At 68.4% G+C, this 22,924-nt stretch carries 28 protein-coding genes; 12 read left to right on the top strand and 16 right to left on the bottom strand.

Annotation, left to right across the window (positions count from 1 at the left end; genetic code table 11):
- Window positions 1-131: 131 nt before the first annotated feature.
- From M8009_RS12420 to zapE, 6 genes are all read right to left on the bottom strand, one after another.
- Window positions 132-899, bottom strand: coding sequence for a cytochrome c1 (locus M8009_RS12420; RefSeq protein ID WP_250061564.1), 768 nt, complete (start codon window positions 897-899; stop codon window positions 132-134).
- Complete coding sequence (locus M8009_RS12415) at window positions 899-2,158, bottom strand: cytochrome b (protein WP_250061562.1); 1,260 nt, start codon at window positions 2,156-2,158, stop codon at window positions 899-901. The genes M8009_RS12420 and M8009_RS12415 overlap by 1 nt, the downstream gene beginning before the upstream one ends.
- Window positions 2,158-2,757 (bottom strand): ubiquinol-cytochrome c reductase iron-sulfur subunit, encoded by a 600-nt coding sequence (petA, locus tag M8009_RS12410; RefSeq protein WP_250061560.1) that lies wholly within the window; start codon window positions 2,755-2,757, stop codon window positions 2,158-2,160. Before petA ends, M8009_RS12415 begins: the two co-directional genes overlap by 1 nt.
- Before the next feature lie 220 nt (window positions 2,758-2,977).
- Window positions 2,978-3,367 (bottom strand): 30S ribosomal protein S9, encoded by a 390-nt coding sequence (gene rpsI, locus M8009_RS12405; protein WP_250061558.1) that lies wholly within the window; start codon window positions 3,365-3,367, stop codon window positions 2,978-2,980.
- A gap of 13 nt (window positions 3,368-3,380) precedes the next feature.
- On the bottom strand, window positions 3,381-3,809 hold the full coding sequence (rplM, locus tag M8009_RS12400; protein WP_133635903.1) for a 50S ribosomal protein L13: 429 nt from the start codon (window positions 3,807-3,809) through the stop codon (window positions 3,381-3,383).
- A 159-nt stretch (window positions 3,810-3,968) separates the two neighbouring features.
- Window positions 3,969-5,159 (bottom strand): cell division protein ZapE, encoded by a 1,191-nt coding sequence (gene zapE / locus M8009_RS12395; protein ID WP_250061556.1) that lies wholly within the window; start codon window positions 5,157-5,159, stop codon window positions 3,969-3,971.
- A 201-nt stretch (window positions 5,160-5,360) separates the two neighbouring features.
- Between zapE and M8009_RS12390 the strand changes: the two genes are divergently transcribed.
- Window positions 5,361-5,813, top strand: coding sequence for a Z-ring associated ZapG family protein (locus M8009_RS12390; RefSeq protein ID WP_250061554.1), 453 nt, complete (start codon window positions 5,361-5,363; stop codon window positions 5,811-5,813).
- Window positions 5,814-5,859: 46 nt separating this feature from the next.
- On the opposite strand, the gene M8009_RS12385 is transcribed toward M8009_RS12390, so the two are convergent.
- Window positions 5,860-6,621: a Nif3-like dinuclear metal center hexameric protein gene (locus M8009_RS12385; RefSeq protein WP_250061552.1), complete on the bottom strand. Its 762-nt coding sequence runs from the start codon at window positions 6,619-6,621 to the stop codon at window positions 5,860-5,862.
- A 103-nt stretch (window positions 6,622-6,724) separates the two neighbouring features.
- Here M8009_RS12385 and M8009_RS12380 point away from each other — a divergent pair, with 103 nt between their 5' ends.
- Window positions 6,725-7,942: a Do family serine endopeptidase gene (locus M8009_RS12380; RefSeq protein WP_250061550.1), complete on the top strand. Its 1,218-nt coding sequence runs from the start codon at window positions 6,725-6,727 to the stop codon at window positions 7,940-7,942.
- Between the two features lie 84 nt (window positions 7,943-8,026).
- On the opposite strand, the gene hisD is transcribed toward M8009_RS12380, so the two are convergent.
- The 9 genes from hisD to M8009_RS12335 form a co-directional block, all read right to left on the bottom strand.
- Window positions 8,027-9,349, bottom strand: coding sequence for a histidinol dehydrogenase (hisD, locus tag M8009_RS12375; protein ID WP_250061548.1), 1,323 nt, complete (start codon window positions 9,347-9,349; stop codon window positions 8,027-8,029).
- 82 nt (window positions 9,350-9,431) lie between these two features.
- Window positions 9,432-10,094, bottom strand: coding sequence for an ATP phosphoribosyltransferase (gene hisG / locus M8009_RS12370; RefSeq protein WP_250061546.1), 663 nt, complete (start codon window positions 10,092-10,094; stop codon window positions 9,432-9,434).
- Between the two features lie 20 nt (window positions 10,095-10,114).
- Entirely contained in the window at window positions 10,115-11,377 is a 1,263-nt protein-coding gene (murA, locus tag M8009_RS12365; RefSeq protein ID WP_250061544.1) for a UDP-N-acetylglucosamine 1-carboxyvinyltransferase, read from the bottom strand.
- A 13-nt stretch (window positions 11,378-11,390) separates the two neighbouring features.
- Window positions 11,391-11,645 (bottom strand): BolA family protein, encoded by a 255-nt coding sequence (locus tag M8009_RS12360; RefSeq protein ID WP_133635911.1) that lies wholly within the window; start codon window positions 11,643-11,645, stop codon window positions 11,391-11,393.
- Window positions 11,646-11,785: 140 nt separating this feature from the next.
- Complete coding sequence (locus M8009_RS12355) at window positions 11,786-12,124, bottom strand: STAS domain-containing protein (RefSeq protein WP_250061542.1); 339 nt, start codon at window positions 12,122-12,124, stop codon at window positions 11,786-11,788.
- Window positions 12,121-12,771 carry an MlaC/ttg2D family ABC transporter substrate-binding protein gene (locus tag M8009_RS12350; protein WP_430886915.1) on the bottom strand — a complete coding sequence of 217 codons (651 nt, stop codon included), beginning with the start codon at window positions 12,769-12,771 and terminating at the stop codon, window positions 12,121-12,123. The genes M8009_RS12355 and M8009_RS12350 overlap by 4 nt, the downstream gene beginning before the upstream one ends.
- Before the next feature lie 5 nt (window positions 12,772-12,776).
- Window positions 12,777-13,241 carry an outer membrane lipid asymmetry maintenance protein MlaD gene (mlaD, locus tag M8009_RS12345; RefSeq protein ID WP_250061540.1) on the bottom strand — a complete coding sequence of 155 codons (465 nt, stop codon included), beginning with the start codon at window positions 13,239-13,241 and terminating at the stop codon, window positions 12,777-12,779.
- 16 nt (window positions 13,242-13,257) lie between these two features.
- The gene (mlaE, locus tag M8009_RS12340) at window positions 13,258-14,040 is read right to left on the bottom strand and encodes a lipid asymmetry maintenance ABC transporter permease subunit MlaE (RefSeq protein WP_250061538.1); all 783 of its coding nucleotides are present in this window, start codon (window positions 14,038-14,040) and stop codon (window positions 13,258-13,260) included.
- On the bottom strand, window positions 14,037-14,849 hold the full coding sequence (locus M8009_RS12335) for an ABC transporter ATP-binding protein (RefSeq protein WP_250061536.1): 813 nt from the start codon (window positions 14,847-14,849) through the stop codon (window positions 14,037-14,039). Before M8009_RS12335 ends, mlaE begins: the two co-directional genes overlap by 4 nt.
- 137 nt (window positions 14,850-14,986) lie before the next feature.
- Here M8009_RS12335 and M8009_RS12330 point away from each other — a divergent pair, with 137 nt between their 5' ends.
- The 10 genes from M8009_RS12330 (at window position 14,987) to rapZ (ending at window position 22,922) form a co-directional block, all read left to right on the top strand.
- A complete protein-coding gene (locus tag M8009_RS12330; RefSeq protein WP_250061534.1) occupies window positions 14,987-15,937 on the top strand; it encodes a calcium/sodium antiporter in 951 nt (316 codons plus the stop codon).
- A gap of 41 nt (window positions 15,938-15,978) precedes the next feature.
- Window positions 15,979-16,974, top strand: a complete 996-nt coding sequence (locus M8009_RS12325) for a KpsF/GutQ family sugar-phosphate isomerase (protein WP_250061532.1) — start codon at window positions 15,979-15,981, stop codon at window positions 16,972-16,974.
- Between the two features lie 42 nt (window positions 16,975-17,016).
- On the top strand, window positions 17,017-17,574 hold the full coding sequence (locus M8009_RS12320) for a KdsC family phosphatase (protein ID WP_250061530.1): 558 nt from the start codon (window positions 17,017-17,019) through the stop codon (window positions 17,572-17,574).
- A 3-nt stretch (window positions 17,575-17,577) separates the two neighbouring features.
- Window positions 17,578-18,162 carry an LPS export ABC transporter periplasmic protein LptC gene (gene lptC, locus M8009_RS12315; protein WP_250061528.1) on the top strand — a complete coding sequence of 195 codons (585 nt, stop codon included), beginning with the start codon at window positions 17,578-17,580 and terminating at the stop codon, window positions 18,160-18,162.
- Window positions 18,159-18,689: a lipopolysaccharide transport periplasmic protein LptA gene (lptA, locus tag M8009_RS12310; protein ID WP_250061526.1), complete on the top strand. Its 531-nt coding sequence runs from the start codon at window positions 18,159-18,161 to the stop codon at window positions 18,687-18,689. The genes lptC and lptA overlap by 4 nt, the downstream gene beginning before the upstream one ends.
- Window positions 18,689-19,414, top strand: a complete 726-nt coding sequence (gene lptB / locus M8009_RS12305; RefSeq protein ID WP_250061524.1) for an LPS export ABC transporter ATP-binding protein — start codon at window positions 18,689-18,691, stop codon at window positions 19,412-19,414. The genes lptA and lptB overlap by 1 nt, the downstream gene beginning before the upstream one ends.
- A 142-nt stretch (window positions 19,415-19,556) precedes the next feature.
- Window positions 19,557-20,981, top strand: a complete 1,425-nt coding sequence (locus M8009_RS12300) for an RNA polymerase factor sigma-54 (protein ID WP_250061522.1) — start codon at window positions 19,557-19,559, stop codon at window positions 20,979-20,981.
- A 170-nt stretch (window positions 20,982-21,151) separates the two neighbouring features.
- Window positions 21,152-21,460 carry a ribosome hibernation-promoting factor, HPF/YfiA family gene (gene hpf / locus M8009_RS12295; protein WP_250061520.1) on the top strand — a complete coding sequence of 103 codons (309 nt, stop codon included), beginning with the start codon at window positions 21,152-21,154 and terminating at the stop codon, window positions 21,458-21,460.
- A gap of 6 nt (window positions 21,461-21,466) precedes the next feature.
- Window positions 21,467-21,952 carry a PTS IIA-like nitrogen regulatory protein PtsN gene (gene ptsN / locus M8009_RS12290; protein ID WP_250061518.1) on the top strand — a complete coding sequence of 162 codons (486 nt, stop codon included), beginning with the start codon at window positions 21,467-21,469 and terminating at the stop codon, window positions 21,950-21,952.
- A gap of 49 nt (window positions 21,953-22,001) precedes the next feature.
- Window positions 22,002-22,922, top strand: a complete 921-nt coding sequence (gene rapZ / locus M8009_RS12285; protein ID WP_250061516.1) for an RNase adapter RapZ — start codon at window positions 22,002-22,004, stop codon at window positions 22,920-22,922.
- Window positions 22,923-22,924 lie beyond the last annotated feature (2 nt).

The raw sequence follows: 22,924 nt of genomic DNA, 5'->3' as shown, positions 1-22,924 counted from the left end.
CAGTTCGTGCCGAGATGATAACACGACCGCCCCCGCCTTGAGGGCCATCGTGCCGCCCGGTATCGGGCAGAGACCACGAGGGGCGCATGGCCCTCGACCATGCGCCCCCGTGGATGTCCGTCGCTGACGGATCAGTGGACGTCGCGCCAGTACTCGCGCTTGAGCAGGTAGGCGATGACCCCGAAGATGAAGATGAAGATCAACACCTTCGGCCCCAGCGACTGGGCCTGCAGCTTGGACGGCTCACCCACGTAGGCGAGGAAGTTGGTAAGGTCATAGACCGCCTCCTCGAACTCCGCCGGCTCCATCTCGCCCGGCTGGGTGATCTGCAGCGTCTCGCAGGACTGGTACTTGCCGGTCAGGGGATCGAGCTCGGCCCCGTCGATCGGCTGGTCCGTCGCGGCGCAGACCTTCTCCTGCACCCCCTGCAGCGGCTCCAGCACGTTGGGCATGGCGACGAGGTCGAAGACCGCATTGTTGACGCCGGTGCCGGTGCTCGGATCCTTGTAGAAGGAGAGCAGGTAGGAGTAGATCCAGTCGGTGCCGCGCAGGCGCGACTCGAGGGTCAGGTCGGGGGGCGGCGCACCGAACCAGGCCTCGGCATCGCCGCTGTCCATGGCGATGTGCATCTGGTCGTTGAAGGCCAGGTCCGGGGAGAAGATCAGGTTCTCCTCGACGAGGTCCTGGGGGATATCCAGGTCCTCGGCGGCACGCGCGAAGCGCTGGTGCTCCAGGGAGTGGCACCCCATGCAGTAGTTGACATAGAGCTTCATGCCGTTCTGCAGCGACGCCTTGTCCTCGAGATCGGGCTCCATGGAGTACGGGACGCTCGCGCCTCCCGCGGCCATCGCCGTGATGGGCACCAGCGCGAAGAGCAGTGCGAACAGTTGCTTTTTCATTAGCCAGTCACCCTTTCCGGAACGGGTTTGGTCTTCTCCAGCCGGGTATAGAACGGCATCAGCAGGAAGAAGGCGAAGTAGATGACGGTGCACACCTGGGACAGCAGGGTGCGCCCCTCGGTGACCGGCAGCACCCCGAGCACGCCCAGGATCACGAAGCTGATCGCGAACAGCGCCAGCATCACCTTGGACATCCAGCCCTTGTAGCGCATCGAGCGCACCGGACTGCGGTCGAGCCACGGCAGTACGAAGAGCACCGCGATGGCCCCTCCCATTGCAACGACACCCAGGAACTTGGCATCGAGGCCGAACAGCGAGAAGGTGATCGCGCGCAGGATCGCGTAGAAGGGCGTGAAGTACCAAACCGGCGCGATGTGATCGGGGGTCTTCAATGCGTTGGCCGGCTCGAAGTTGGGCTTCTCGAGGAAGTAGCCACCGCCCTCCGGGAAATAGAAGATCACCACGCAGAAGACGAACAGGAACACCGCCACACCGACGAGATCCTTCACCGTGTAATACGGATGGAAGGGGATGCCGTCCAGCGGCTTGCCGGACTCGTCCTTCTTCTTCTTGATGTCGATGCCGTCGGGGTTGTTGGAGCCGACCTCGTGCAGGGCGATGATGTGCAGCACCACCAGCGCCAGGATCACGATGGGCAGCGCCACCACGTGCAGGGCGAAGAAGCGGTTGAGGGTGATGCCGGAGATCAGGAAGTCACCGCGGATCCACTGGGTCAGGTCGGGACCGATCACCGGGATCGCCGAGAACAGCGAGATGATGACCTGGGCGCCCCAGTAGGACATCTGGCCCCAGGGCAGCAGGTAGCCCATGAAGGCCTCGGCCATCAACGCCAGGTAGATGGCCATGCCGAAGATCCACACCAGCTCGCGGGGCGCCTTGTAGGAGCCATAGAGCAGGGCGCGGAACATGTGCAGGTAGACGACCACGAAGAAGGCGGTCGCGCCGGTGGAGTGCATGTAGCGGATCAGCCAGCCGTACTCCACGTCGCGCATGATGTACTCCACCGACGCGAAGGCGCCCTCGGCGGAGGGGTTGTAGCTCATGGTCAGCCAGACACCGGTGAGGATCTGGTTGACCAGCACCAGCAGCGCCAGGGAGCCGAAGAAGTACCAGAAGTTGAAGTTCCTCGGCGCGTAGTACTTCGCCATGTGGTCCTGCCACATCTGGGTGGCCGGGAAGCGGTCATCGACCCAGCGCATCAGCCCGCGCTCCGCCTTGACTTTGTTCGGGTTACCCATCAGGCAGTCTCCTCATCTTCGCCGACCGTGATCAGCACATCGCTGTCGAAGCGGTAAGGCGGGACCTCGAGGTTGGTCGGGGCCGGCACGTTGCGGAACACCCGGCCGGCCAGGTCGAAGCGCGAGCCGTGGCAGGGACAGAAGAAGCCGCCCGGCCAGTCGTCGGTTCCCACCCCCTCGGCATCGGGCTCGGGCTTGAACAGCGGCGAGCAGCCCAGGTGGGTGCAGATGCCGACGATCACGCCAATCTCGGGCTTGATGGAGCGCAGCGGGCCCTCGATGTAGGCGGGCTGCTGGGGCACCTCGGACTCCGGGTCGGCCAGCCGCGAGGTATCGAAGCCCTCGGTGCGCTCGATCATCTCCGACGTCCGGTTGATGATCCATACCGGCTTGCCCCGCCACTCGACGGTCATGCGCTGCCCGGGCTCGAGCTTCGACACGTCGGCCTGGACGGGGGCACCCGCCGCTCTTGCCCTGGCACTAGGCTGCCAGGAAGCCACAAAGGGGACCGCAACCCCGACGGCACCCACCGCACCCACGACGGTGGTGGCACCTACGAGGAAACGGCGCCGACCCTTGTTTACGCCGTTATCTGCCATTTTCAGGTTTCTCCCATCAGCTTACCCGTTGTTCCATCACGGGCAGTGAATCCCCCGCGACCACGGATACCAAATGCAGTCTATGGTAAAAAATCGTGTCGCCCCGCACAAGGAAAGGTTCCCTGAGCAAGCGGGAAACCTGACGACAAATTCTTGATCCAGAACAAAAAACGCCCAGGTCGCTGGACCTGGGCGTGTTCGTGCGGCAATACGCGGCGTATCAGCGCTTGGAGAACTGCGGGCGACGACGCGCCTTGCGCAGGCCAACCTTCTTGCGCTCGACCTGGCGGGCGTCACGGGTGACGTAACCCGCTTCGCGCAGCTGGCCGCGGAAGTCCTCGTTGTAGTCCATCAGGGCACGGGTGATGCCGTGACGGATGGCGCCGGCCTGGGCCGAACCGCCGCCACCCTTGACGGTGACGTAGACGTCGAACTGGCCGAGGGTATCGGTCAGCTCGAGCGGCTGGCGAACCACCATCTGGCCGGTGACGCGACCGAAGTACTGGTCGAGCTCACGGCTGTTGACGGTGATCTTGCCGGTGCCCGGCTTCAGGAACACGCGGGCGGTAGAGGTCTTGCGGCGCCCGGTACCGTAATACTGCTGTGTCATGGCGAAGACTCCCTCAGATGTTCAGTGCTTGCGGCTGCTGGGCAGCGTGCGGATGCTCGGTGCCGGCGTAGACCTTGAGCTTCGAGTACATGGCACGGCCCAGGGGACCCTTCGGCAGCATGCCCTTGACGGCGGACTCGATGACACGCTCCGGCGCGTGGGCGATCATCTTCTCGAAATTCATGGAGCGCAGGCCACCCGGGTAGCCGGTATGACGATAGTAGGTCTTGGCACTGGCCTTGTTGCCGGTGACATGGACCTTCTCGGCGTTGATCACGACAATGTAGTCACCGGTATCCACGTGAGGGGTATATTCCGGCTTGTGCTTGCCGCGCAGGCGGCGTGCGATCTCGGTGGCCAGGCGGCCGAGCGTCTTGTCCGCAGCATCGACGACGAACCAGTCGCGCTGGACGGACTGCGGTTTGGCAGTGAACGTCTTCATGGATGAATCACCATTTGATGTATTGGGTTCTGCCGCCGGGTATCCGGCATGGAACCATCCCTATTCTTCTTGGTTGCCTGCCCCCGAAGGGACGGCAACAGTGGAGCGAGCGCGCATTCTACACGAGCCGGCCCCTCGGGGAAAGGGGCAGCATCGCCTTCATGGCTTGTGGGGCAGCGCCAGGTAGTCGTGGGACTGCATCTCCTGGAGCCGCGACAGGGTGCGCTGGAACTCGAACTCCAGGCGACCGTCGCGGTAGAGCTGCTCGGCCGGCACCTCGGCGGACATCAGCAGCTTGACGCCCCGGTCGTAGAACTCGTCGACCATGTTGATAAAGCGCCTGGCCTGATCATCCGTCGATCCACTCATGCGCGTGACGTTGGAGACCAGCACGCTGTGGAACTCCCGGGCCAGCTCGATATAGTCGTTCTGGCTGCGCGGACCGTCGCAGAGCTCGGCGAACTCGAACCACACCACGTCGTCATGCAGTCGACGGGCGTGCAGCACCCGGTGGTTGATCTCGATCGGCGCGCCCTCCTCGCCCTCGTGGCCGGCGATCTCGCGAAAGCTCCTTGCCAGCTCGGCCTCGGCCTCGTCGTCCAGGGGGGCATGGAAGATCTCGGCGCTCTCCAGGGCGCGCAGGCGGTAGTCGATCCCCGAGTCCACGTTGACCACCTCGCAGTGGCGCTCGAGCAGGTCGATGGCCGGCAGGAAACGGGCCCGCTGCAGGCCATCCTTGTAGAGCTCCCCGGGAACGATGTTCGAGGTCGCCACCAGCACCACGCCATGCGCGAAGAGCGACTCGAGCAGGTTGGCCAGGATCATCGCATCGGTGATGTCCTTGACGAAGAACTCGTCGAAGCAGATGACCCGGGCCTCGGCGGCGAACTTGGCGGCGATCAGCGTCAGCGGGTTGCGCTCGCCCTTGTAGTGCTCCAGCTCGTTGTGCACCCGCTGCATGAAGCGGTGGAAGTGGGTGCGCATCTTCTCGGGAAACGGCAGCGTCTCGAAGAAGGTATCCATGAGGTAGGTCTTGCCGCGCCCCACCCCACCCCAGAGGTAGAGCCCGTGGATCGCGGGCAACGCCGGCTCGGGTGGCGCCTCGCGGTCGCGCCGACCGAGCAGGCCGGCCACCCGCGACTTCAGGCCGCCACCGCGCTTGGGCGGCACCACCCGGGAGGGCGGGGTGGCGACCAGCTCGCCATAGAGTCGCTGCAGGTGCGCCACCGCCTGCTCCTGGGCGGCATCGGGCTGGAAGCCGTTGCGCTCGAGATCCGCCCGGTAGCGGGTCACCGGCGTCTCGGGATGCCGCGCGTTGCGGGAAGCCGTGGGAGGGTGCGTCTCGCTCATGGGGATTCCTGAGGGCCTGTACTCGGGACGTTCGCGGGAGAGCATTATACGCCTCCCGCCCCCACTTGGCATCGCCGGCCGCCGCGTTGACCCGGCGCACCGCGTCGCCCCTATAATGGGCACCCGGATCCCCATTCGGCCCGATGACGTGCCCGCGCCTCGCGCGGCGTGTCGCCCAACGCTCCAGGGAGAAAGCACAACGTGGACGAGACCAACATCAACTGGGTGCTGGCCATCGCCTGCCTGCTGGCCGGCATCGGCATCGGGGCACTGGGCTACCACCTGTTGAATGCCAGCGCCGGCAACACCCAGCGCCTGCGCCAGCGTCTCGCCGAGCGCGAGCGGGAACTGGCGGAACTCAAGGATGGCATGGGCGACAGCCTCGAGCGCATCGCCCGGCTCGCCGAGAGCCTGCACCGCGAGAGCCGGGGCCTCGAGCAGGAGGCCGAAGAAGCCAGGGACCGGCTCGGCGCCCGCTCGCTGCGTCGCCAGGCCCTGGACGCCGTCTCCCCTACCCCTGCCCCCGCCACAGCCACGGCCACCACAGAGCCCGCCATGCCCCGGGACTACGCCGACGGCAACCGCGGCACCCTCGCCGAGGACTTCGGCCTCAAGAATGACGTCGCGTCCACCCCCCAGCCGCCGCGCCACTGACCGTCTCCTGAGCCCCGGCCCGGTGGCCGGGGCGCATGTCCTTCGCTCAGGCCGGGTTGTCGACGTCGACGAAGCGATGCTCGACACCGAACTCGGCCGCGAGCCGCTCGCCCAGCACCTGGACGCCGTAGCGCTCGGTCGCGTGGTGGCCCGCCGCCAGGTAGTGGATGCCCATCTCGCGGGCCAGGTGGGTGGTGCGTTCGGATATCTCGCCGGAGATGAAGGCATCGGCCCCGGCTTCCCGGGCGACGCTGATCATGTCCTGGGCTCCGCCGGTGCACCAGGCGACACGGTGGATCTCGCCGCCCCCCGGTGCCTCGATGAGCAGCGGCTCTCGACCCAGGCACGCCTCGACGTCGCGGGCCAGGCCGGCGGCGTCGAGCCGCGGACGCGGCTCGCCCAGCCACACCAGCCCCTCGCCGAGTTCGCCATCGGCACAGCCCGAGACGGTGAAGCCCAGCCGCCGGCCCAGTTCGGCGTTGTTGCCGAGTTCGGGGTGGGCATCCAGTGGCAGGTGATAGGCCAGCAGGTTGATGTCATGGGCCAGCAGCGTCGCCAGTCGCCGGCGCTTGATGCCGGTGACGGTGACCGGCTCGTTCTTCCAGAAGTAGCCGTGATGCACCAGCACCAGGTCGGCCTGCCAGGCCACGGCCTCGTCGAGCAGCGCCTGGCAGGCGGTCACCCCGGTCATGACCCGCGTGACCTGCTCGGTGCCGGCCACCTGCAGGCCGTTCACGGTGTAGTCCCTGAAGCGGTCGGGCTCCAGCAGTCGATCGCAGGCGGCGACCAGGTCGTCACGATTCGTCATGCAGCCTCCGGGCGCGGTCGGGTTGGCAATGTTACAATTCGCACAGTGTAACCAGCGGGAGGATACCCCGCGACCCAGCACCGCCGACAAGGACCCCCGCCGCATGCGACGCACCCTGCTCCCCTACCTCTGGCCCGTCCTCATCGGTGTGCTGGCGGCCATCGTGCTGCTCAATGCCTTCCCTCAGCTGATCGGCCGGCCGGCCACGTCGCCGGCACCTCCTACCACGCCGGCGCTGGTGCAGTCCAACGACGGGGCCAGCTCACGCGAGGCCCCGGAGGTGCGCCAGGCCGAGCCCCTCTCCCGCCGGCAGGGACGTACCAGCTATGCGCAGGCGGTGGAGCGCGCCGCGCCGGCGGTGGTCAACATCTACTCCACTCGGGTGGTGGAGCGGGAGGAGCACCCGCTGATGTCGGACCCTTTCTTCCGCCAGTTCTTCGGCGACGAGTTGCCCAGCCGCCAGCGCATGCTCTCCAGCCTCGGCTCCGGGGTGATCGTCAGTGACGATGGCTACGTGCTGACCAACCACCACGTTATCCGCGGGGCCGACCAGATCCAGGTCGCCCTGCGCGACGGTCGCGAGACCCTGGCCGAGGTGATCGGCACCGACCCCGAGAGCGACCTCGCCGTGCTGCGCATCGAACTGGACTCGCTGCCGGTGATGGAGCTGACCGACACCACCCGGGTCGCCGTGGGCGACGTCGCGCTGGCCATCGGCAACCCCTTCGGCGTCGGCCAGACGGTGACCATGGGCATCATCAGCGCCACCGGACGCAGCCACCTGGGGCTCAACGCCTACGAGGACTTCATCCAGACCGATGCCGCCATCAACCCCGGCAATTCGGGGGGCGCATTGGTCAACGCCGAGGGCGCCCTGGTCGGCATCAACACCGCCATCTTCTCGCGCTCCGGCGGCTCCCAGGGCATCGGCTTCGCGATCCCCGCCAACCTGGCCCGCAACATCCTCGAGGAGCTGGTCACCCGCGGGCGCGTCATCCGCGGCTGGATGGGCATCGAGGCTCAGGAGCTCAACCAGGAGCTCGCCGCTTCCTTCGGCCTGCAGACGCCGGCCGGGGTGATCATCGCCGGCGTGGTGCCGGACGGCCCCGCCGACCGCGCGGGCCTGCAGCCCGGCGACGTGCTGCTGGAGGTCGACGGCCAGCCGGTGCTCGACCCCCGGCGCACCATGAGCGACATCGCCGCGATGGCGCCCGGCACCCAACTGCCGTTGACCATCGTCCGCGGCGGCGAGCGCCGGGAGCTGACCATCGAGCTCGGCGAGCGCCCGACCCCGGAGCCGCGCCGCCCCGACCAGGAGTGACACGCCGAGATAGCAGAGAGCCCCGCCGGTCGGCGGGGCCCTCTGCTGTCGGGTGGTGTCATGCGCCGCCCCGTTCGCGGGGCATCACGCCTTGAGCCGGTACTCGGCCGAGCGGGCGTGGGCGGTGAGCGACTCGCCCCTGGCCAGCGTGGAGGCGACCTTGCCGAGCTCGCCGGCGCCCTCTGCCGAGCAGTGGATGATCGAGGAGCGCTTCTGGAAGTCGTAGACCCCCAGCGGCGAGGAGAAGCGCGCCGTCCCCGAGGTGGGCAGCACGTGGTTGGGACCGGCGCAGTAGTCGCCCAGCGCCTCGGCGGTATAGCGCCCCATGAAGATGGCCCCGGCATGGCGTACCTCCGGCAGCCAGCCCTCGGGGTTGGCCACCGAGAGCTCCAGGTGCTCCGGGGCGATGCGGTTGATCAGCGCCACCGCCTCGTCACGATCCCGGCAGTGGATCAGCGCGCCGCGGCGGGCCAGCGACTCGCGCACGATGGGGGCACGCTCCAGGGTAGGCAGCAGGCGCGCGATCGAGGCCTCCACCGCCTCCAGGTGGTCGAGGTCCCAGCTGACCAGCACCGCCTGGGCATCCTCGTCGTGCTCGGCCTGGGAGAAGAGGTCCATGGCCAGCCAGTCCGGGTCGGTACCGCCATCAGAGACCACCAGGATCTCCGAGGGGCCGGCGATCATGTCGATGCCCACCTGCCCGAACACCGCTCGCTTGGCCGTCGCCACGTAGATGTTGCCCGGGCCGACGACCTTGTCCACCCGCGGCACCGTCTCGGTGCCGAAGGCCAGGGCCGCCACCGCCTGGGCGCCGCCGAGGGTGAAGACATGGTCGACGCCGGCGAGATAGGCGGCGGCCAGCACCAGCTCGTTGAGAATGCCATCGGGGGTCGGCACCACCATGACGATCTCGCGCACGCCGGCTACATGGGCGGGAATGGCGTTCATCAGCACCGAGGAGGGATAGGCCGCCTTGCCCCCGGGGACATAGATGCCGGCGCGGTCCAGCGGCGTGACCTGCTGACCCAGTACGGTGCCGTCGGCCTCGGTGTAGTGCCAGGAGGCCGGCTTTTGGCGCTCGTGATAGGCGCGGATGCGCTCCGCGGCGCTCGACAGCGCCTCGCGCTGCTCCGCCGGCAGGCCCTCGAAGGCCTGGCGCAGCCGTGCCTCGCTCAGGGTCAGCTCGGCCATGGACGAAACGGCGAGCCGGTCGAAGCGGTTCGAGTACTCGACCAGCGCGGCGTCGCCCCGGGCCTTGACGGCGGCGAGGATCTCGTCGACACGCTGCTGGACCGCGGCATCGGAGACCCCTTCCCAGGCCAGCAGGTCGGCCAGGCGGCGATCGAAGTCGGCCTGCGAGGTCGACAGCCGCGCGATATCGACGCCGTCGGTGGGGGATTGGCTCATGGCTGTGGCTTCCTCTCGAAACAGGGTTCGTCATCCAGGGCAAGACTGCCGCGGCGCCGTGCCGCGGGCAAGGCCGGTGTGACTATGGGGCCGACACGGCGAGGCTATCGCGCCGCGCCGCCACCGCCTCGCGCAGGCGGGCGATGAGCGGTTTCAGGCGCTCGTGCTTCATGGTCATGGCGGCCTTGTTGACCACCAGCCGAGTGCTGATCGGGGCGATCAGCTCACGCGGCTCCATGCCGTTGGCCCGCAGGGTATTGCCGGTATCGACGATGTCGACGATCTCGTCGGCCAGGTTCATCAGCGGGGCCAGTTCCATGGCACCGTAGAGCTTGATCACCTCGGCCTGGATCCCCTGCTCGGCATAGTAGCGACGCGCCACATTGACGAACTTGGTGGCCACCCGCCGGCGGGCCCGGGCCGGCTCGGCGCCGGTGATGCCGGCGGTCATCAGCCGGCAGCGGGCGATCTCCAGGTCGAGGGGCTCGTAGAGGCCCTCGACGCCGTGCTCGAGCAGCACGTCCTTGCCGGCCACGCCGAGATCCGCCGCCCCGAGCTGGACATAGGTCGGCACGTCGGTGGCGCGGATCACCACCAGCTTGACATCCGGCAGGTTGGTATCGAACAGCAGCTTGCGGCTCTTGCCCAGGTCCTCGGCCGGGGTGATGCCGGCATCGGCCAGCAGTGGCAGGGTCTCTTCCAGGATGCGGCCCTTGGAGAGGGCCAGAATCAGTTGCTTGCTCATGGTCTCGCCTGTTGGTCGACTCAGCCAGGGATGCGCCGGATGCGCGCGCCCAGCAGCTGCAGTTTTTCCTCGATGCACTCATAGCCGCGATCGATATGGTAGATCCGGTCGACCAGGGTCTCGCCCTCGGCCATCATCGCCGCGATCACCAGCGAGGCCGAGGCCCGCAGGTCGGTGGCCATCACCGGGGCGCCGGAGAGGGTCTCGACCCCGGTGATCACCGCGGTATTGCCCTCCAGGGCGATGTCGGCCCCCATGCGGTTGAGCTCCTGCACGTGCATGAAGCGGTTCTCGAAGATGGTCTCCACCACCCGGGCGGTGCCCTCGGCCACCGCGTTCATCGCCACGAACTGGGCCTGCATGTCGGTGGGAAAGGCCGGATAGGGCGCGGTACGCACGTTGACCGCCTTGGGCCGCCGACCCTGCATGTCGAGCTCTATCCAGCCCTCGCCGGTGGTGATGGTGGCCCCTGCCTCCTCGAGCTTGGCCAGCACCGCATCGAGGATGTCGGCACGGGTGTTGCGCACCCGCACCCGCCCCCGGGAGAGCGCGGCCGCCACCAGGAAGGTGCCGGTCTCGATGCGGTCGGGCATGACGTCATGGTAGGCACCGTGCAGCCGCTCCACGCCCTCGATGACGATGGTGTCGCTGCCGTGGCCGCGGATCCTCGCGCCCATCTTGATCAGGCACTCGGCCAGGTCGACCACCTCGGGTTCCCGGGCGGCGTTCTCCAGCACCGTGGTGCCGTCCGCCAGGGTCGCCGCCATCAGCAGGTTCTCGGTGCCGGTCACGGTGACGGTATCGAAGAAGATGGTGGCGCCGTGCAGTCGCCCATCGACCCGCGCCCGGATATAGCCGGCCTCGACGCTGACCTCGGCCCCCATCGACTCGAGGCCGCGGAGGTGGAGGTCCACCGGCCGCGAGCCGATGGCACAGCCGCCGGGCAGCGAGACGTCCGCATGGCCGAAATGGGCCAGCAGCGGGCCGAGCACCAGGATCGAGGCACGCATCTTCTTGACCAGCTCATAGGGCGCATGACAGTGAGTGACCTGCGAGCCGTCGAGCTGGATGCACATCCTGTCCCCCATCTCGGCCTCGACGCCCATGTGGCCGAGCAGCTCCAGGGTAGTGGTGATGTCCTGCAGATGCGGCAGGTTGCCGATGGTCACCGGCTCGTCGGCCAGCAGGGTCGCGCAGAGGATCGGCAGGGCGGCATTCTTGGCACCGCTGGCCCAGACCTCACCATCGACGGGGCCGTTGCCGGTAATGATCAGCTTGTCCATGGAAGGTCGACCCTCAGGCCCCCTGGTTGTCGGTGGCGGCCTGCCACTGCTGCGGGGTGTAGGTCTTGATACTCACCGCATGCAGGGCGCCGGAGGCGATCTCCTCGGAGAGCGCACCATAGATCATCTGCTGGCGCTTGACCGGCGAGAGCCCCTCGAAGACCTCACCCACGGCCACCACCTGGAAGTTGCAGCCTTCGCCCTGGATATGGAACTCGCAGCCATCGAGTCGGCTCTCGAGCAGCGCCTTCACTTCGCTCGGTTGCATGGCACCGGCACTCCTGTGGTTCGTCGATTCGTCGGGGAGACGCTACCGGGGGCCACGTCGTGGCCCCCGGTAGCGGGGATCTCATGGCAGCACATGGTAAAGAAAAGCACCGCGCTTGGCGATGGCAAGGGAGGTCCGGCTCAGGCGGCGACCGGCTCGGCGAGCGGCAGCAGAGTGTCCAGCCCCGCGACCCGGGTCAGGCGCTCGAGGGGGGCCGAGAGGCGCACGGCGGCCACCTCGACGCCGGCATCGCGGGCCTGGCGGGTCCACTCAAGCAGCACGCTGAGCGCCGCGCTGCTGACCCGGCCGACGCCGCTCAGGTCGAAGACTACCTCGCTGCCGGCCGGGCGCTCGGCCAGCCAGGCGCTGCCGGCCTCGGCCATCGCCGAGGCAACCTCGAAGCCGACCTCGCCGGTCACCGACAGCTGGCCGCCGTCGGCCTCCAGGCAGGAGCTGCGCTGATCCAGCAGCACGCTCATGCGCTGCCGCCCTCCTCCAGCTCCTCGACGGCAAGCTCGGGCGCCCAGCCCTCGATGACCGCGTCATAGTCGCGATTCTGGTCGCGCATCGCCTGGTCGAACTGGTTGCGGAAGGTCAGCCCCAGGTTGATGCCGTTGACGATCACGTTGACCACCTTCCACTGGTCGCCGGAGAGGCGCAGCGAATAGCTGACCGGATAGACGCTGCCGTCGTTGGCCACCACCTCCATGGCCACGCTGGCCTGGTCCTCATAGCGCGATGACTGCTGGTTGTCGAGCACCCGGATCTCGCGGTAGTCGAAGGTGACCAGGCCCTTGGCATAGGTGTCGATCAGGGTCTTGCGGAAGGTCTCGACGAAGCGCGACCGCTGCTGTGGCGTGGCGTTGCCGAAGTAGCGTCCCATCACACTGGCGCCGATGTAGCGGAAGTCGGCCACGTCCTCGAGGCTGTCGTCGACGATCGCCTCGAGCTCGTCGAGGTTGTCGGCGAAGTAGTCCTCGCGCCCCTCGATACGGGTCATCAGCTCGTCGATGCTGGCACGGATCATCTGCTCGGGGCCTTGGTCGGGCTGGGCCGCCATCAGCGGCAGCGCCAGCAGCAGCAGGCCGAGCCCGGCGAACAGCGCGCGAAGGTTCATCATCTTCATCTCGTTCACTCCTTGACCATGCTGGACACGAACTGCTGGATCAGCTCCTCGAGCACCAGGGCAGACTGGGTATCACGCAGGGTATCGGCATCGGCGAGGGTGTCGGGGGCCCCGCCCACCGAGAGCCCGATATACTGCTCCCCCAGCAGGCCTGCGGTGAGGATGGCGGCGGTGCTGTCCTCCGGGAGCTGGCCTTCCAGCTGCCCATCGAGCTCCATCACCACCCGTGCATCGTACCACTCGGTATCCAGCTCGATGGCCTCGACGCGTCCCACCGTGACTCCGGCCATGGTGACCCGTGCCCGCGGCTTGAGGCCGCCGATGTTGGCGAAGTTGGCCTCCAGCCGGAAGGTCTCGCTGGGCAGGGCGAGGCTCAGGCCACTGACCCTCAGCCCCAGGAACACCAGGCCCAGGATGCCGGCCAGCATGAACAGGCCGACCCCGAGCTCCATCGTCTTGCTGCGCTTCATCCGTTTGCTCCGAACATCAGGAAAGCTCTCCGAACATCAGGGCGGTGAGCACGAAATCCAGGCCCAGTACCGCCAGAGAGGAATAGACCACCGTGCGGGTGGTGGCACGCGAGATGCCTTCCGAGGTGGGGATCAGGTCATAGCCCTGGAAGACCGCGATCCAGGTCACCACCAGGGCGAACACCAGGCTCTTGATCAGGCCGTTGCCCACGTCGTCGATGAACTCCACGCTGGCCTGCATGTTGCCCCAGTAGGAGCCCTCGAAGACGCCAAGCCATTCGACGCCGACCAGCTGGCCGCCCCAGACGCCCACCCCGCTGAAGCCGATGGTCAGCAGCGGCAGGGCCACGAAGCCAGCCCAGAGTCGCGGCGCGACCACGCGGCGCAGCGGGTCTACGCCGATCATCTCCATGCTGGTCAGCTGCTCGGTGGCCTTCATCAGGCCGATCTCGGCGGTCAGGGCGGAGCCGGCACGGCCGGCGAACAGCAGCGCCGCCACCACCGGCCCCAGCTCGCGCAACAGGGAGAGGGCCACCATCTGCCCCAGTGCCTGCTCGGCCCCGAAGTCGACGAGGATGGTGTAGCCCTGCAGGGCCAGCACCATGCCGATGAACAGCCCCGAGACCAGCACGATGGCCAGCGACATCACGCCGACGAAGTGCATCTGCCGCACCCAGAGGTAGAGGCCCTCGCGGGACGGCACCCCCACCGCCGACTGGCCGAGGAAGATCCCGGCCCGGCCCAGCGACTCCATCAGGTCGCAGCCACGCCGCCCCAGCTGGCGGATCCGCTCGATCATCGCGGCCCCCCGCTGCCCAGGATATCGGCATGGAAATCCATCGCCGGGTAGTGGAAGGGCACCGGCCCGTCGGGCTCGCCGTGCATGAACTGGCTGACCCGGGGGTCGCGGTCCGCATCGAGGCTGGCCGGCGTGCCGTGGGCCATCACCTGGCCATCGGCGATCACATAGACATAGTCGGCGATGGAGAGCGTCTCCTTGATGTCGTGGGAGACCACCACCGCCGTCAGGCCCAGGGCCTCGTTGAGGCGCTTGATCAGCTGCACCAGCACGCCCATGGAGATCGGGTCCTGGCCGGCGAAGGGCTCGTCGTAGAGGATCAGCTCGGGGTCCAGGGCGATGGCGCGCGCCAGCGCCACCCGGCGCGCCATGCCGCCGGAGAGCTCCGAGGTCTTCAGCTGCCGGGCTCCGCGCAGCCCGACGGCCTGCAGCTTCATCAGCACCACGTCGCGGATCATCGCCTCGGGCAGGTCGGTATGCACCCGCAGCGGGAAGGCCACGTTCTCGTAGACATCGAGGTCGGAGAACAGCGCCCCGCTCTGGAACAGCATCCCCATGCGCCGGCGCAGCACGAACAGCGCCTTGCGCGACAACGCATGGACATCCTGACCGTCGATGCGCACTCGCCCCGCGTCGGGGGTCAGCTGGCCGCCGATCATCTTGAGCAGGGTGGTCTTGCCGGTACCGCTGGGGCCCATGATGGCGGTGATCCGACCGCGCGGGATGACCAGGTCGACGCCGCGGAAGATGTCCATCTCGCCGCGCGAGAAGTGCAGGCTCTCCACTTCCACGAAGGGGGAGTCCGTCATCGCTTTACCATCCTCGAGAATATTATCGAACATCGTATCCTAACCATGCCCCGCGGCGCCAGCGTCCCGCTCGCCTTGCACCGCCCGGGCCCGGCATGTTCAATGTGCGCCCGCCACCCACCATCCCGGACCGCGCCATGCTTCTCCCCCTGATGATCGTCCTGCTCGGCTTCGTCGGCCTGCTGTGGAGTGCCGATCGCTTCGTCGGCGCGGCCGCGGCCACCGCCTGGCGGGCCGGCATGAGCACCCTGCTGGTGGGGATGACCGTCGTCTCGCTGGGTACCTCGGCACCGGAGATCGTGGTCTCGGTGATGGCCTCCCTGGATGGCGTGCCCGACCTCGCCGTCGGCAATGCGCTGGGCTCCAACATCGCCAACATCGCCCTGGTGCTGGGCGTCACCGCCCTGGTTGTGCCGATCCCGGTGCGCTTCTCCATCGTGCGCCGCGAGCTGCCGCTGCTGCTCGGCGCCACGGGCCTGGCCGGCTACGCCCTGGCCAACGGCCACCTCGACCGGCTCGACGGCCTGCTGCTGCTGGTGCTGCTGGTGTTCAGCCTGTGGTGGCTGTTCCGCGCCGACACCCCCGATGACGAGAGTGCCGGCGAGATTCCCGGCATGCCGCTGGGCCAGGCCCTGGGCTGGCTGGTGGCCACCCTGGTGATCATGGTCGCCAGTTCCCGCGCCCTGGTGTGGGGCGCCAGCGAGCTGGCCCGGGGACTCGGCGTCAGCGAACTGGTGATCGGGCTGACCGTGGTGGCCATCGGCACCAGCCTGCCGGAGCTGGCGGCCTGCGTGGCAAGCGCCTTCAAGCGCCACCACGACCTTGCCATCGGCAACGTCATCGGCTCCAACCTCTTCAACATGCTGACCGTGCTGCCGGTGCCGGCGCTGCTGGCCCCGGGCGCCACGGACCCCGCCGCGGCCGGACGCGACTACCCGGTGATGCTGGTGCTGACCCTGGCCCTGGGGGCGCTGCTGCTGTGGAATCGCCGCGGCCACCTGGGGCGCCTGCCGGGGGGCCTGCTGGTGCTGGTCTATGCCGGCTACCTGGCCTGGCTCGGCAGCGTCGGCGCCTCCGCCGTCGGCTGACCCCCTTGAGTGAAACCCCACAACGGGCAACAATCACCGCCATGACCCATGACGCTCCCTCAGCGGCCGGCACGTCCCTCCTGCGCGAGAGTGCCCGCCGCACCCTGGAACTGGAACAGCAGGCCATCGCCGCCCTGGCCGGACGCCTCGACGACGCCTTCGACCACGCCTGCGAGCTGATACTGGCCTGTCGAGGTCGCGTGGTGGTGACCGGCATGGGCAAGTCGGGCCATGTCGCCGGCAAGATCGCCGCCACCCTGGCCAGCACCGGCACACCCGCCTTCTTCGTGCATCCCGGCGAGGCCAGCCACGGCGACCTGGGCATGATCACCCCCGGTGACGTGGTGCTGGCCCTCTCCAATTCCGGCGAGACCGCCGAAGTCACTGCCCTGCTGCCCCTGCTCAAGCGCATGGGCACGCCACTGATCAGCATGACCGGCCGGCCGGGCTCGACCCTGGCCCGGCACGCCGAGGCCCACCTGGATGCCGGGGTCGAGCGCGAGGCCTGCCCGCTGGACCTGGCCCCGACCTCGTCCACCACCGCCGCCCTGGCGCTCGGCGACGCCCTGGCGGTGGCGCTGCTCGAGTCACGCGGCTTCACCGCCGAGGAGTTCGCCCTCTCCCACCCCGGCGGGAGCCTGGGCAAGCGCCTGCTGCTGCGGGTCGCCGACCTGATGCACGAGGGGACCCGACTGCCCAGGGTCGAGCTGGGCAGTCCGCTGCGCGATGCCCTGCTAGAGATCACCCGCCAGGGGCTGGGCTTTACCTGCGTGGTCGACGCCGACGGCCGCCTGGCCGGGGTCTACACCGACGGCGACCTGCGCCGCACCCTCGACCAGCACAGCGACCTCACCGGCCTCATCGTCGACGACGTCATGACCCGCCCCGGCAAGCACGTCGCCCCCGACACCCTGGCCGCCGAGGCGGTGCGCATCATGGAGGACAACCGCATCTCGGCGCTGGCCGTGGTCGATGCCGACGGCCGCCCGGTCGGTGCCCTGCACATGCATGACCTGCTTGCCAGCGGCGTCATCTGACCCCTGTATGCCCACCCCAACCCCCCGACTGCTGGAGACACCATGAGCCTCGCCCCCCCCCTGCTCGACAGCCAACTCGTCGACCGCCTGCGCCGCGTCCGCCTGCTCGCCCTGGACGTGGACGGCGTGCTCACCGACGGACGCCTCTACTTCCAGGCCGATGGCGTCGAGATCAAGGCCTTCCACACCCACGACGGCCATGGCATCAAGCTGGCGCAGCGTGCCGGCATCGTGGTGGCCTTCATCACCGGACGCGATTCGCCGATGGTCAGCCGACGCGCCGCCGCGCTTGGCGTCAAGCATGTCTTCCAGGGGGCCGAGAAGAAGCTCACCGTGCTGCGCGAGCTGTGCAGCCGACTGGGCCTGGAGCTCGAGCAGGTCGCCTACTGCGGTGACGACATGCCCGACGTGGCGCCCATCCGGCGCGCCGGGGTCGGCATCAGCGTGCCCGGCGCTCCGGCCTACATTCGCCAGCATGCCGACTGGATCACCGAGTCCGCGGGCGGCCACGGCGCGGTGCGCGAGATCTGCGACACCCTGCTCCAGACCCAGGGGCACTGGGATGCGGTACTCGACACCTACCTGCACGGCACGACCTGAACCATGCGCCTGCCGCGTCCCGGCTTCCGCTCCGGCCTGTTCCTGCTGCTGCTCGTCCTGGGCGGCGGACTGGCGCTGCTCGACCTGCGCGACACCCCACCCCCCGGCCCCGTGCCAGGAAATGAGGCCGGCGAGCCGGACTACTACCTGGAGGACGCCCGGCTGACCCGCTTCGATGCCCAGGGCCAGCCCCACCAGCGACTCGACACCCCGCGGCTCACCCACACCCCCCATGACGACGTGACGCGCCTGGAGCGCCCCCGGGGACGCCTGCTCGACGACTCGAGCCGGGTCTGGCTGGCCAGCGGCGAGCGCGGCACCCTCGGGGCGGGTGGCAACCCGCTGACCCTCACCGGCGATGCACGACTGCTGGCCCCTGCCGAGCGCTGGCAGCTCGATACCGAGGTGCTCCACTTCGACGCCGACAGCGGCCATGCCTGGAGCGACACCCCGGCCCTGCTGCGCCAGCCGCCCCAGCGGATGCGTGGCGAGCGCTTCGACGCCTGGATCCATGACAACCGCGCCCGGCTGACCGACAATGTGCGCGGCCACCATCCGCCCGACACCCGCGAGGAGCCCGAGTCATGACGCGCCCCCCCTTCGCCCCCCTGCTGACCCTCGGCGTCATCGGCCTGCTGCTGGGCAGCGCCCCGGCCCAGGCCCTGGAGGGGGACGCCAGCGCCCCGATCGAGGTCGAGGCCGATCGCCTCGACCTCGACGACCGTGCCGGCACCGCCGTCTACACCGGCGACGTGGACATCCGCCAGGGCAGCATGCAACTGTCCGGCGCCCGGGTGGAGATCCGGCGCAACGACCAGGGCGAGCTGACCCGCGCCACCGCCACCGGCGAGCGCGCCTACATCGAGCAGCAGCCCGCCCCGGACGAGCCCCTGGTCCGCGGCTGGGGACGCACCATCGTCTACCATGTCGCCGAGCGTCGCATCGAGCTGATCGACCGGGCCGAGCTGCACCAGGGCGGCGACACCTTCGACGGCGGCTACCTGGAATACTTCCTCGACCGTCGCGTGGTCCAGGCGCGGTCCGAGGCCGAGGGCGTCGAGGAGCGCCAGCGCGTTCGCATGACCCTGGAACCCGAGCAGCAGGACGGCCAGTGATGAAGACCCTGAGCGCCCTTCATCTGGCCAAGAGCTACAAGCGCCGCCGGGTGGTACAGGACATCAGTCTCTCCATCGAGCAGGGCCGGATCGTCGGGCTGCTCGGCCCCAACGGTGCCGGCAAGACCACCTCGTTCTACATGATCGTCGGGCTGGTGCGAGCCGACGCCGGGGAAGTCCGCATCGACGACCTGGACCTCTCCAGGGCGGCCATGCACGAGCGGGCTCGGGCCGGTATCGGCTACCTTCCCCAGGAGGCCTCGATCTTTCGCAAGCTGTCGGTCGCCGACAACATCATGGCGATCCTCGAGACCCGCCAGGACCTCGACCGCGCCGGGCGCCGGGCACGGCTCGAGCAGCTGCTCGAGGACTTCCATGTGACGCATATCCGCGACAACCTCGGCATGAGCCTCTCCGGGGGCGAGCGTCGACGAGTCGAAATTGCCAGAGCCTTGGCAACGGAACCCGCCTTTATCCTGCTCGACGAGCCCTTCGCCGGGGTCGACCCCATCTCGGTGGGCGAGATCAAGGGCATCATTCGCCAGCTCAAGGCCCGCGACATCGGCGTGCTGATCACCGACCACAATGTTCGCGAGACCCTCGACATCTGCGACACCGCCTATATCGTCGGCGACGGTCGCATCATCGCCGAGGGCGATGCCGAGGCGATCCTCGCCGACCAGCGCGTCCGCGAGGTCTACCTGGGCGAGGACTTCCGCCTCTGACCGCAGTCGTCTGATATAACTGTCGTTATTCCGAGACGGCATGAAGATTGCGCATGGCACGATTGTTGCAGATTTTGCGCTTGCAAGGCCTCCGAGCAGCGTCTAGTGTGGGGGTTTTCGGCAAGTCGAGGGCACTCCTCTCATGGCCATGAAGGCGTCCCTGCAGCTTCGCGTCGGCACCCAGCTGACCATGACCCCCCAGCTGCAGCAGGCCATTGCGCTGCTGCAGCTCTCGACCCTGGACCTGCGCCAGGAGATCCAGCAGGCGCTGGAATCCAACCCGATGCTGGAGGTCGAGGACGACTTCGGCGAGCAGGCGGTGAGCGAGGCCCCCGACGAGGAGTGGGCCAGCGAGATCCCCGACCAGCTCAGCACCGACAGCGACTGGTCCGACACCTACCAGGACCTCGGCACCGCGCCCGCCGGCGGCAGTGGCGAGGGGCCGGACTTCGAGCGCCAGGCCGCGGGCCAGAGCCTCCAGGGCCACCTGGCCTGGCAGCTCGCCATGACCGACCTGGACGAGCGCCAGCAGCGCATCGCCGAGAGCCTGATCGATGGCATCAACGACGACGGCTACCTGACCCAGCCCCTGGAGGAGATCCGTGACGGCCTCAGGGCCCAGGGCCTCGAGGGCCTCAAGTCCCGCGAGATCGAACAGGTGCTGCTGCGTCTGCAGCAGTTCGAGCCCACGGGGGTCTTCGCCCGCGACCTGCGCGAGTGCCTGATGCTGCAGCTGGCCACCCTGCCCGACGACACCCCATTGCTGCCGCAGGCCCGCCGCCTGGTCCGCCAGTTCCTCGAGGCGCTCGCCGGCGACGACCGACGACTGCTCAAGCGCCGACTCGGCCTCGACGACGATGCCCTGGATACGGTGATCGCGCTGGTGCGCTCGCTGGACCCGCGACCCGGCAGCGGCTTCGCCGACAGCGATGGCGCCTATGTCATCCCCGACCTGATCGCCCGCCATACCCGCGATGGCTGGCAGGTGGAACTCAACCCGGAGGCCATGCCGCGGCTGCGCATCCAGCCCGACTATGCCGCCCTGATCCGGCGAGCCGACAAGAGCGATGACAACCAGTTCCTCAAGGACCACCTGCAGGAGGCGCGCTGGCTGATGAAGAGCCTCACCAGCCGCAACGACACCCTGCTGCGCGTGGGCCGCGAGATCATGGTGCGCCAGCTCGACTTCCTGGAGCACGGCGAGGAGGCGATGAAACCGCTGATCCTGGCCGACATCGCCCAGGTGGTGGAGATGCACGAGTCGACCATCTCGCGGGTCACCACCCAGAAGTTCATCCACACCCCGCGCGGGATGTTCGAGCTCAAGTACTTCTTCTCCAGCCAGGTGGGGGGCGGCAGCGGCGAGGGGGATGCCCACTCCAGCACCGCCATCCGGGCACGCATCCGCAAGCTGGTCCAGGACGAGCCCCCGCGCAAGCCCCTCTCCGACAGCAAGCTGGTCAGCCTGCTCGACGAGGCCGGCATCAGCGTCGCGCGGCGCACGGTCGCGAAGTACCGCGAGGCGATGGGCATCCCCTCCTCCAGCGAGCGCAAGCGGCTGCGTTGACGTCCACCGCTGGCGCTCCCGCAGCCCCCGGACTTGTTCCTTCCTCGCGGACGCAAGCGCTTGAAATGACGCCGCTCATGCGCCCTTCGAATCGCCTCGGCCGAGGGGGTATGCAGGACAGCAAAAAGGGTTACAATCGTTCCATAACCCGAAAGAGCAAGGAGCGTGTCATGCAAGTCAACATCACCGGCCATCATGTGGAACTGACTGACGCCCTGCGTGACTATGTGCAAGAAAAGCTCGCCCGCGTGGAACGCCACTACGACAACATCACCAACGTACAGGTCACCCTCTCCGTGGAGAAGGAACGCCAGCAGGCGGCCTGTACCCTGCATGCCGCCGGTGCCGACCTCCATGCCGAGGCCATGGAGAATGACATGTATGCCGCCATCGATGCCCTGGCCGACAAGCTCGACCGCCAGCTGGTCAAGCACAAGGAGAAGGCCCAGGCCCGCGCCCAGGGCGCCGGCGCCCGCTGATCCGCCATGACACTGGACGCCATCCTGCCCCCCGAGCGCACCCTCTTCGATGTGCCCGGGGGGAGCAAGAAACGGGTGCTGGAGTTCTTCAGCACCTTCATTGCCCAGAACACCCCCAGCCTCGACAGCCAGGAAGTCTTCAGCCGGCTGATCGGGCGTGAGCGGCTGGGCAGTACCGGCATCGGCAACGGGGTCGCCATTCCCCATGCCCGCAACCCCCACTGCAAGGCCCCCCTCGCCGGCTTCCTCAAGCTGGCCGAGCCGGTGGACTTCGACGCCATCGACGGCGAGCCGGTCGACCTGGTCTTCGTGCTGCTGGTCCCGGAGGAGGCCGACGAGGCCCATCTCGCCCTGCTCGGCCAGGTGGCCGGCGTGATGAACGATGCCGACACCCGTGCCCGGCTGCGCCACAGCACCAGCCAGCGCGAACTCCATGAGCGCCTCACGGAGGCAATCCGACGACAGGCCCCGGCCGGCAGCCAGGGCGGCTGACTCCTCTCGCCTCGGGCCTGCCCGGCCACCCCATGACCAGGAGACCCGCATGCAGCTTGTGATCATCAGTGGCCGGTCAGGCTCCGGCAAGTCGATCGCGCTGCAGGCGCTTGAGGACCTGGGCTACTACGCCATCGACAACCTGCCGGCCATGCTGCTCGGCCCGCTGGTCGACGAGCTGCAGGACGACCGCTCGCTGCGCTCCTCGATCGCCGTCAGCATCGATGCCCGCAACCTGCCCGCCGCCCTGGAGCGCTTTCCCGAGCTGCTGGAGGAGTTGCGCGGCCGCCAGGTCGACTGCCAGGTGGTCTACCTGACCACCGATGCCCGCATTCTCCTCGAGCGCTACTCCCAGACCCGCCGCCGGCATCCCCTGACCCGCGGCAGCGACATGACCCTCGCCGAGGCGATCGATACCGAGGAGCAGTCACTCTCCGAGATCCGCGACCTCGCCGACCTGGTGATCGACACCACGCGCCTCTCGGTGCACGAGCTCCGCGGGCGCATCACCGACCAGGTCGCCGGCCACCGGGCCGAGCGGATGACCCTCACCGTGGAGTCCTTCGGCTTCAAGCGCGGGGTACCGCTGGACGCGGACATCGTCTTCGATGCCCGCTGCCTGCCCAACCCCTACTGGGACCCGGCGCTGCGCGATGCCACGGGACGCGACCCCAGCATCATCGCCTTCCTCGACGGCTACCCGATCGTCGTCGAGATGCTCGACGACATCCTCGCCTGGGTGGAGCGCTGGCTGCCGCACTACCAGGCCAGCCAGCGCAGCTACCTCACCGTGGCCATCGGCTGCACCGGCGGCCAGCACCGCTCGGTCTACCTGGCCGAGCGGCTGGCCGAGCGGCTGGCGAGCCGACAGGACGGGGTGCGGCTGCGCCATCGTGAACTGGGGGTGCAACTCACCCTCCCCGCCGGCCAGGAGATGGCCGGGAGCCACCCCGCCCAGGAAGGAACCTGACG

Origin of the sequence: Halomonas gemina (genome assembly GCF_023554995.1) — a bacterium.
Taxonomy (GTDB): domain Bacteria; phylum Pseudomonadota; class Gammaproteobacteria; order Pseudomonadales; family Halomonadaceae; genus Halomonas; species Halomonas gemina.
Note: the sequence above shows the minus strand (reverse complement) of the source record. Positions and strands in the feature narration are given on the sequence as shown.

Bases quoted from the DNA above. Each gene is read 5' to 3' on its own strand.
- murA (WP_250061544.1), bottom strand. From the start codon at position 11,377: ATGGACAAGCTGATCATTACCGGCAACGGCCCCGTCGATGGTGAGGTC.
- rpsI (WP_250061558.1), bottom strand. From the start codon at position 3,367: ATGACACAGCAGTATTACGGTACCGGGCGCCGCAAGACCTCTACCGCC.
- hpf (WP_250061520.1), top strand. From the start codon at position 21,152: ATGCAAGTCAACATCACCGGCCATCATGTGGAACTGACTGACGCCCTG.
- M8009_RS12335 (WP_250061536.1), bottom strand. From the start codon at position 14,849: ATGACGGACTCCCCCTTCGTGGAAGTGGAGAGCCTGCACTTCTCGCGC.
- M8009_RS12330 (WP_250061534.1), top strand. From the start codon at position 14,987: ATGCTTCTCCCCCTGATGATCGTCCTGCTCGGCTTCGTCGGCCTGCTG.
- ptsN (WP_250061518.1), top strand. From the start codon at position 21,467: ATGACACTGGACGCCATCCTGCCCCCCGAGCGCACCCTCTTCGATGTG.
- mlaE (WP_250061538.1), bottom strand. From the start codon at position 14,040: ATGATCGAGCGGATCCGCCAGCTGGGGCGGCGTGGCTGCGACCTGATG.
- lptA (WP_250061526.1), top strand. From the start codon at position 18,159: ATGACGCGCCCCCCCTTCGCCCCCCTGCTGACCCTCGGCGTCATCGGC.
- M8009_RS12420 (WP_250061564.1), bottom strand. From the start codon at position 899: ATGAAAAAGCAACTGTTCGCACTGCTCTTCGCGCTGGTGCCCATCACG.
- hisG (WP_250061546.1), bottom strand. From the start codon at position 10,094: ATGAGCAAGCAACTGATTCTGGCCCTCTCCAAGGGCCGCATCCTGGAA.
- M8009_RS12325 (WP_250061532.1), top strand. From the start codon at position 15,979: ATGACCCATGACGCTCCCTCAGCGGCCGGCACGTCCCTCCTGCGCGAG.
- M8009_RS12320 (WP_250061530.1), top strand. From the start codon at position 17,017: ATGAGCCTCGCCCCCCCCCTGCTCGACAGCCAACTCGTCGACCGCCTG.
- zapE (WP_250061556.1), bottom strand. From the start codon at position 5,159: ATGAGCGAGACGCACCCTCCCACGGCTTCCCGCAACGCGCGGCATCCC.
- M8009_RS12355 (WP_250061542.1), bottom strand. From the start codon at position 12,124: ATGAGCGTGCTGCTGGATCAGCGCAGCTCCTGCCTGGAGGCCGACGGC.
- M8009_RS12300 (WP_250061522.1), top strand. From the start codon at position 19,557: ATGGCCATGAAGGCGTCCCTGCAGCTTCGCGTCGGCACCCAGCTGACC.
- petA (WP_250061560.1), bottom strand. From the start codon at position 2,757: ATGGCAGATAACGGCGTAAACAAGGGTCGGCGCCGTTTCCTCGTAGGT.
- M8009_RS12380 (WP_250061550.1), top strand. From the start codon at position 6,725: ATGCGACGCACCCTGCTCCCCTACCTCTGGCCCGTCCTCATCGGTGTG.
- M8009_RS12360 (WP_133635911.1), bottom strand. From the start codon at position 11,645: ATGCAACCGAGCGAAGTGAAGGCGCTGCTCGAGAGCCGACTCGATGGC.
- rplM (WP_133635903.1), bottom strand. From the start codon at position 3,809: ATGAAGACGTTCACTGCCAAACCGCAGTCCGTCCAGCGCGACTGGTTC.
- rapZ (WP_250061516.1), top strand. From the start codon at position 22,002: ATGCAGCTTGTGATCATCAGTGGCCGGTCAGGCTCCGGCAAGTCGATC.
- hisD (WP_250061548.1), bottom strand. From the start codon at position 9,349: ATGAGCCAATCCCCCACCGACGGCGTCGATATCGCGCGGCTGTCGACC.
- M8009_RS12385 (WP_250061552.1), bottom strand. From the start codon at position 6,621: ATGACGAATCGTGACGACCTGGTCGCCGCCTGCGATCGACTGCTGGAG.
- M8009_RS12350 (WP_430886915.1), bottom strand. From the start codon at position 12,771: ATGAAGATGATGAACCTTCGCGCGCTGTTCGCCGGGCTCGGCCTGCTG.
- lptB (WP_250061524.1), top strand. From the start codon at position 18,689: ATGAAGACCCTGAGCGCCCTTCATCTGGCCAAGAGCTACAAGCGCCGC.
- mlaD (WP_250061540.1), bottom strand. From the start codon at position 13,241: ATGAAGCGCAGCAAGACGATGGAGCTCGGGGTCGGCCTGTTCATGCTG.
- M8009_RS12415 (WP_250061562.1), bottom strand. From the start codon at position 2,158: ATGGGTAACCCGAACAAAGTCAAGGCGGAGCGCGGGCTGATGCGCTGG.
- lptC (WP_250061528.1), top strand. From the start codon at position 17,578: ATGCGCCTGCCGCGTCCCGGCTTCCGCTCCGGCCTGTTCCTGCTGCTG.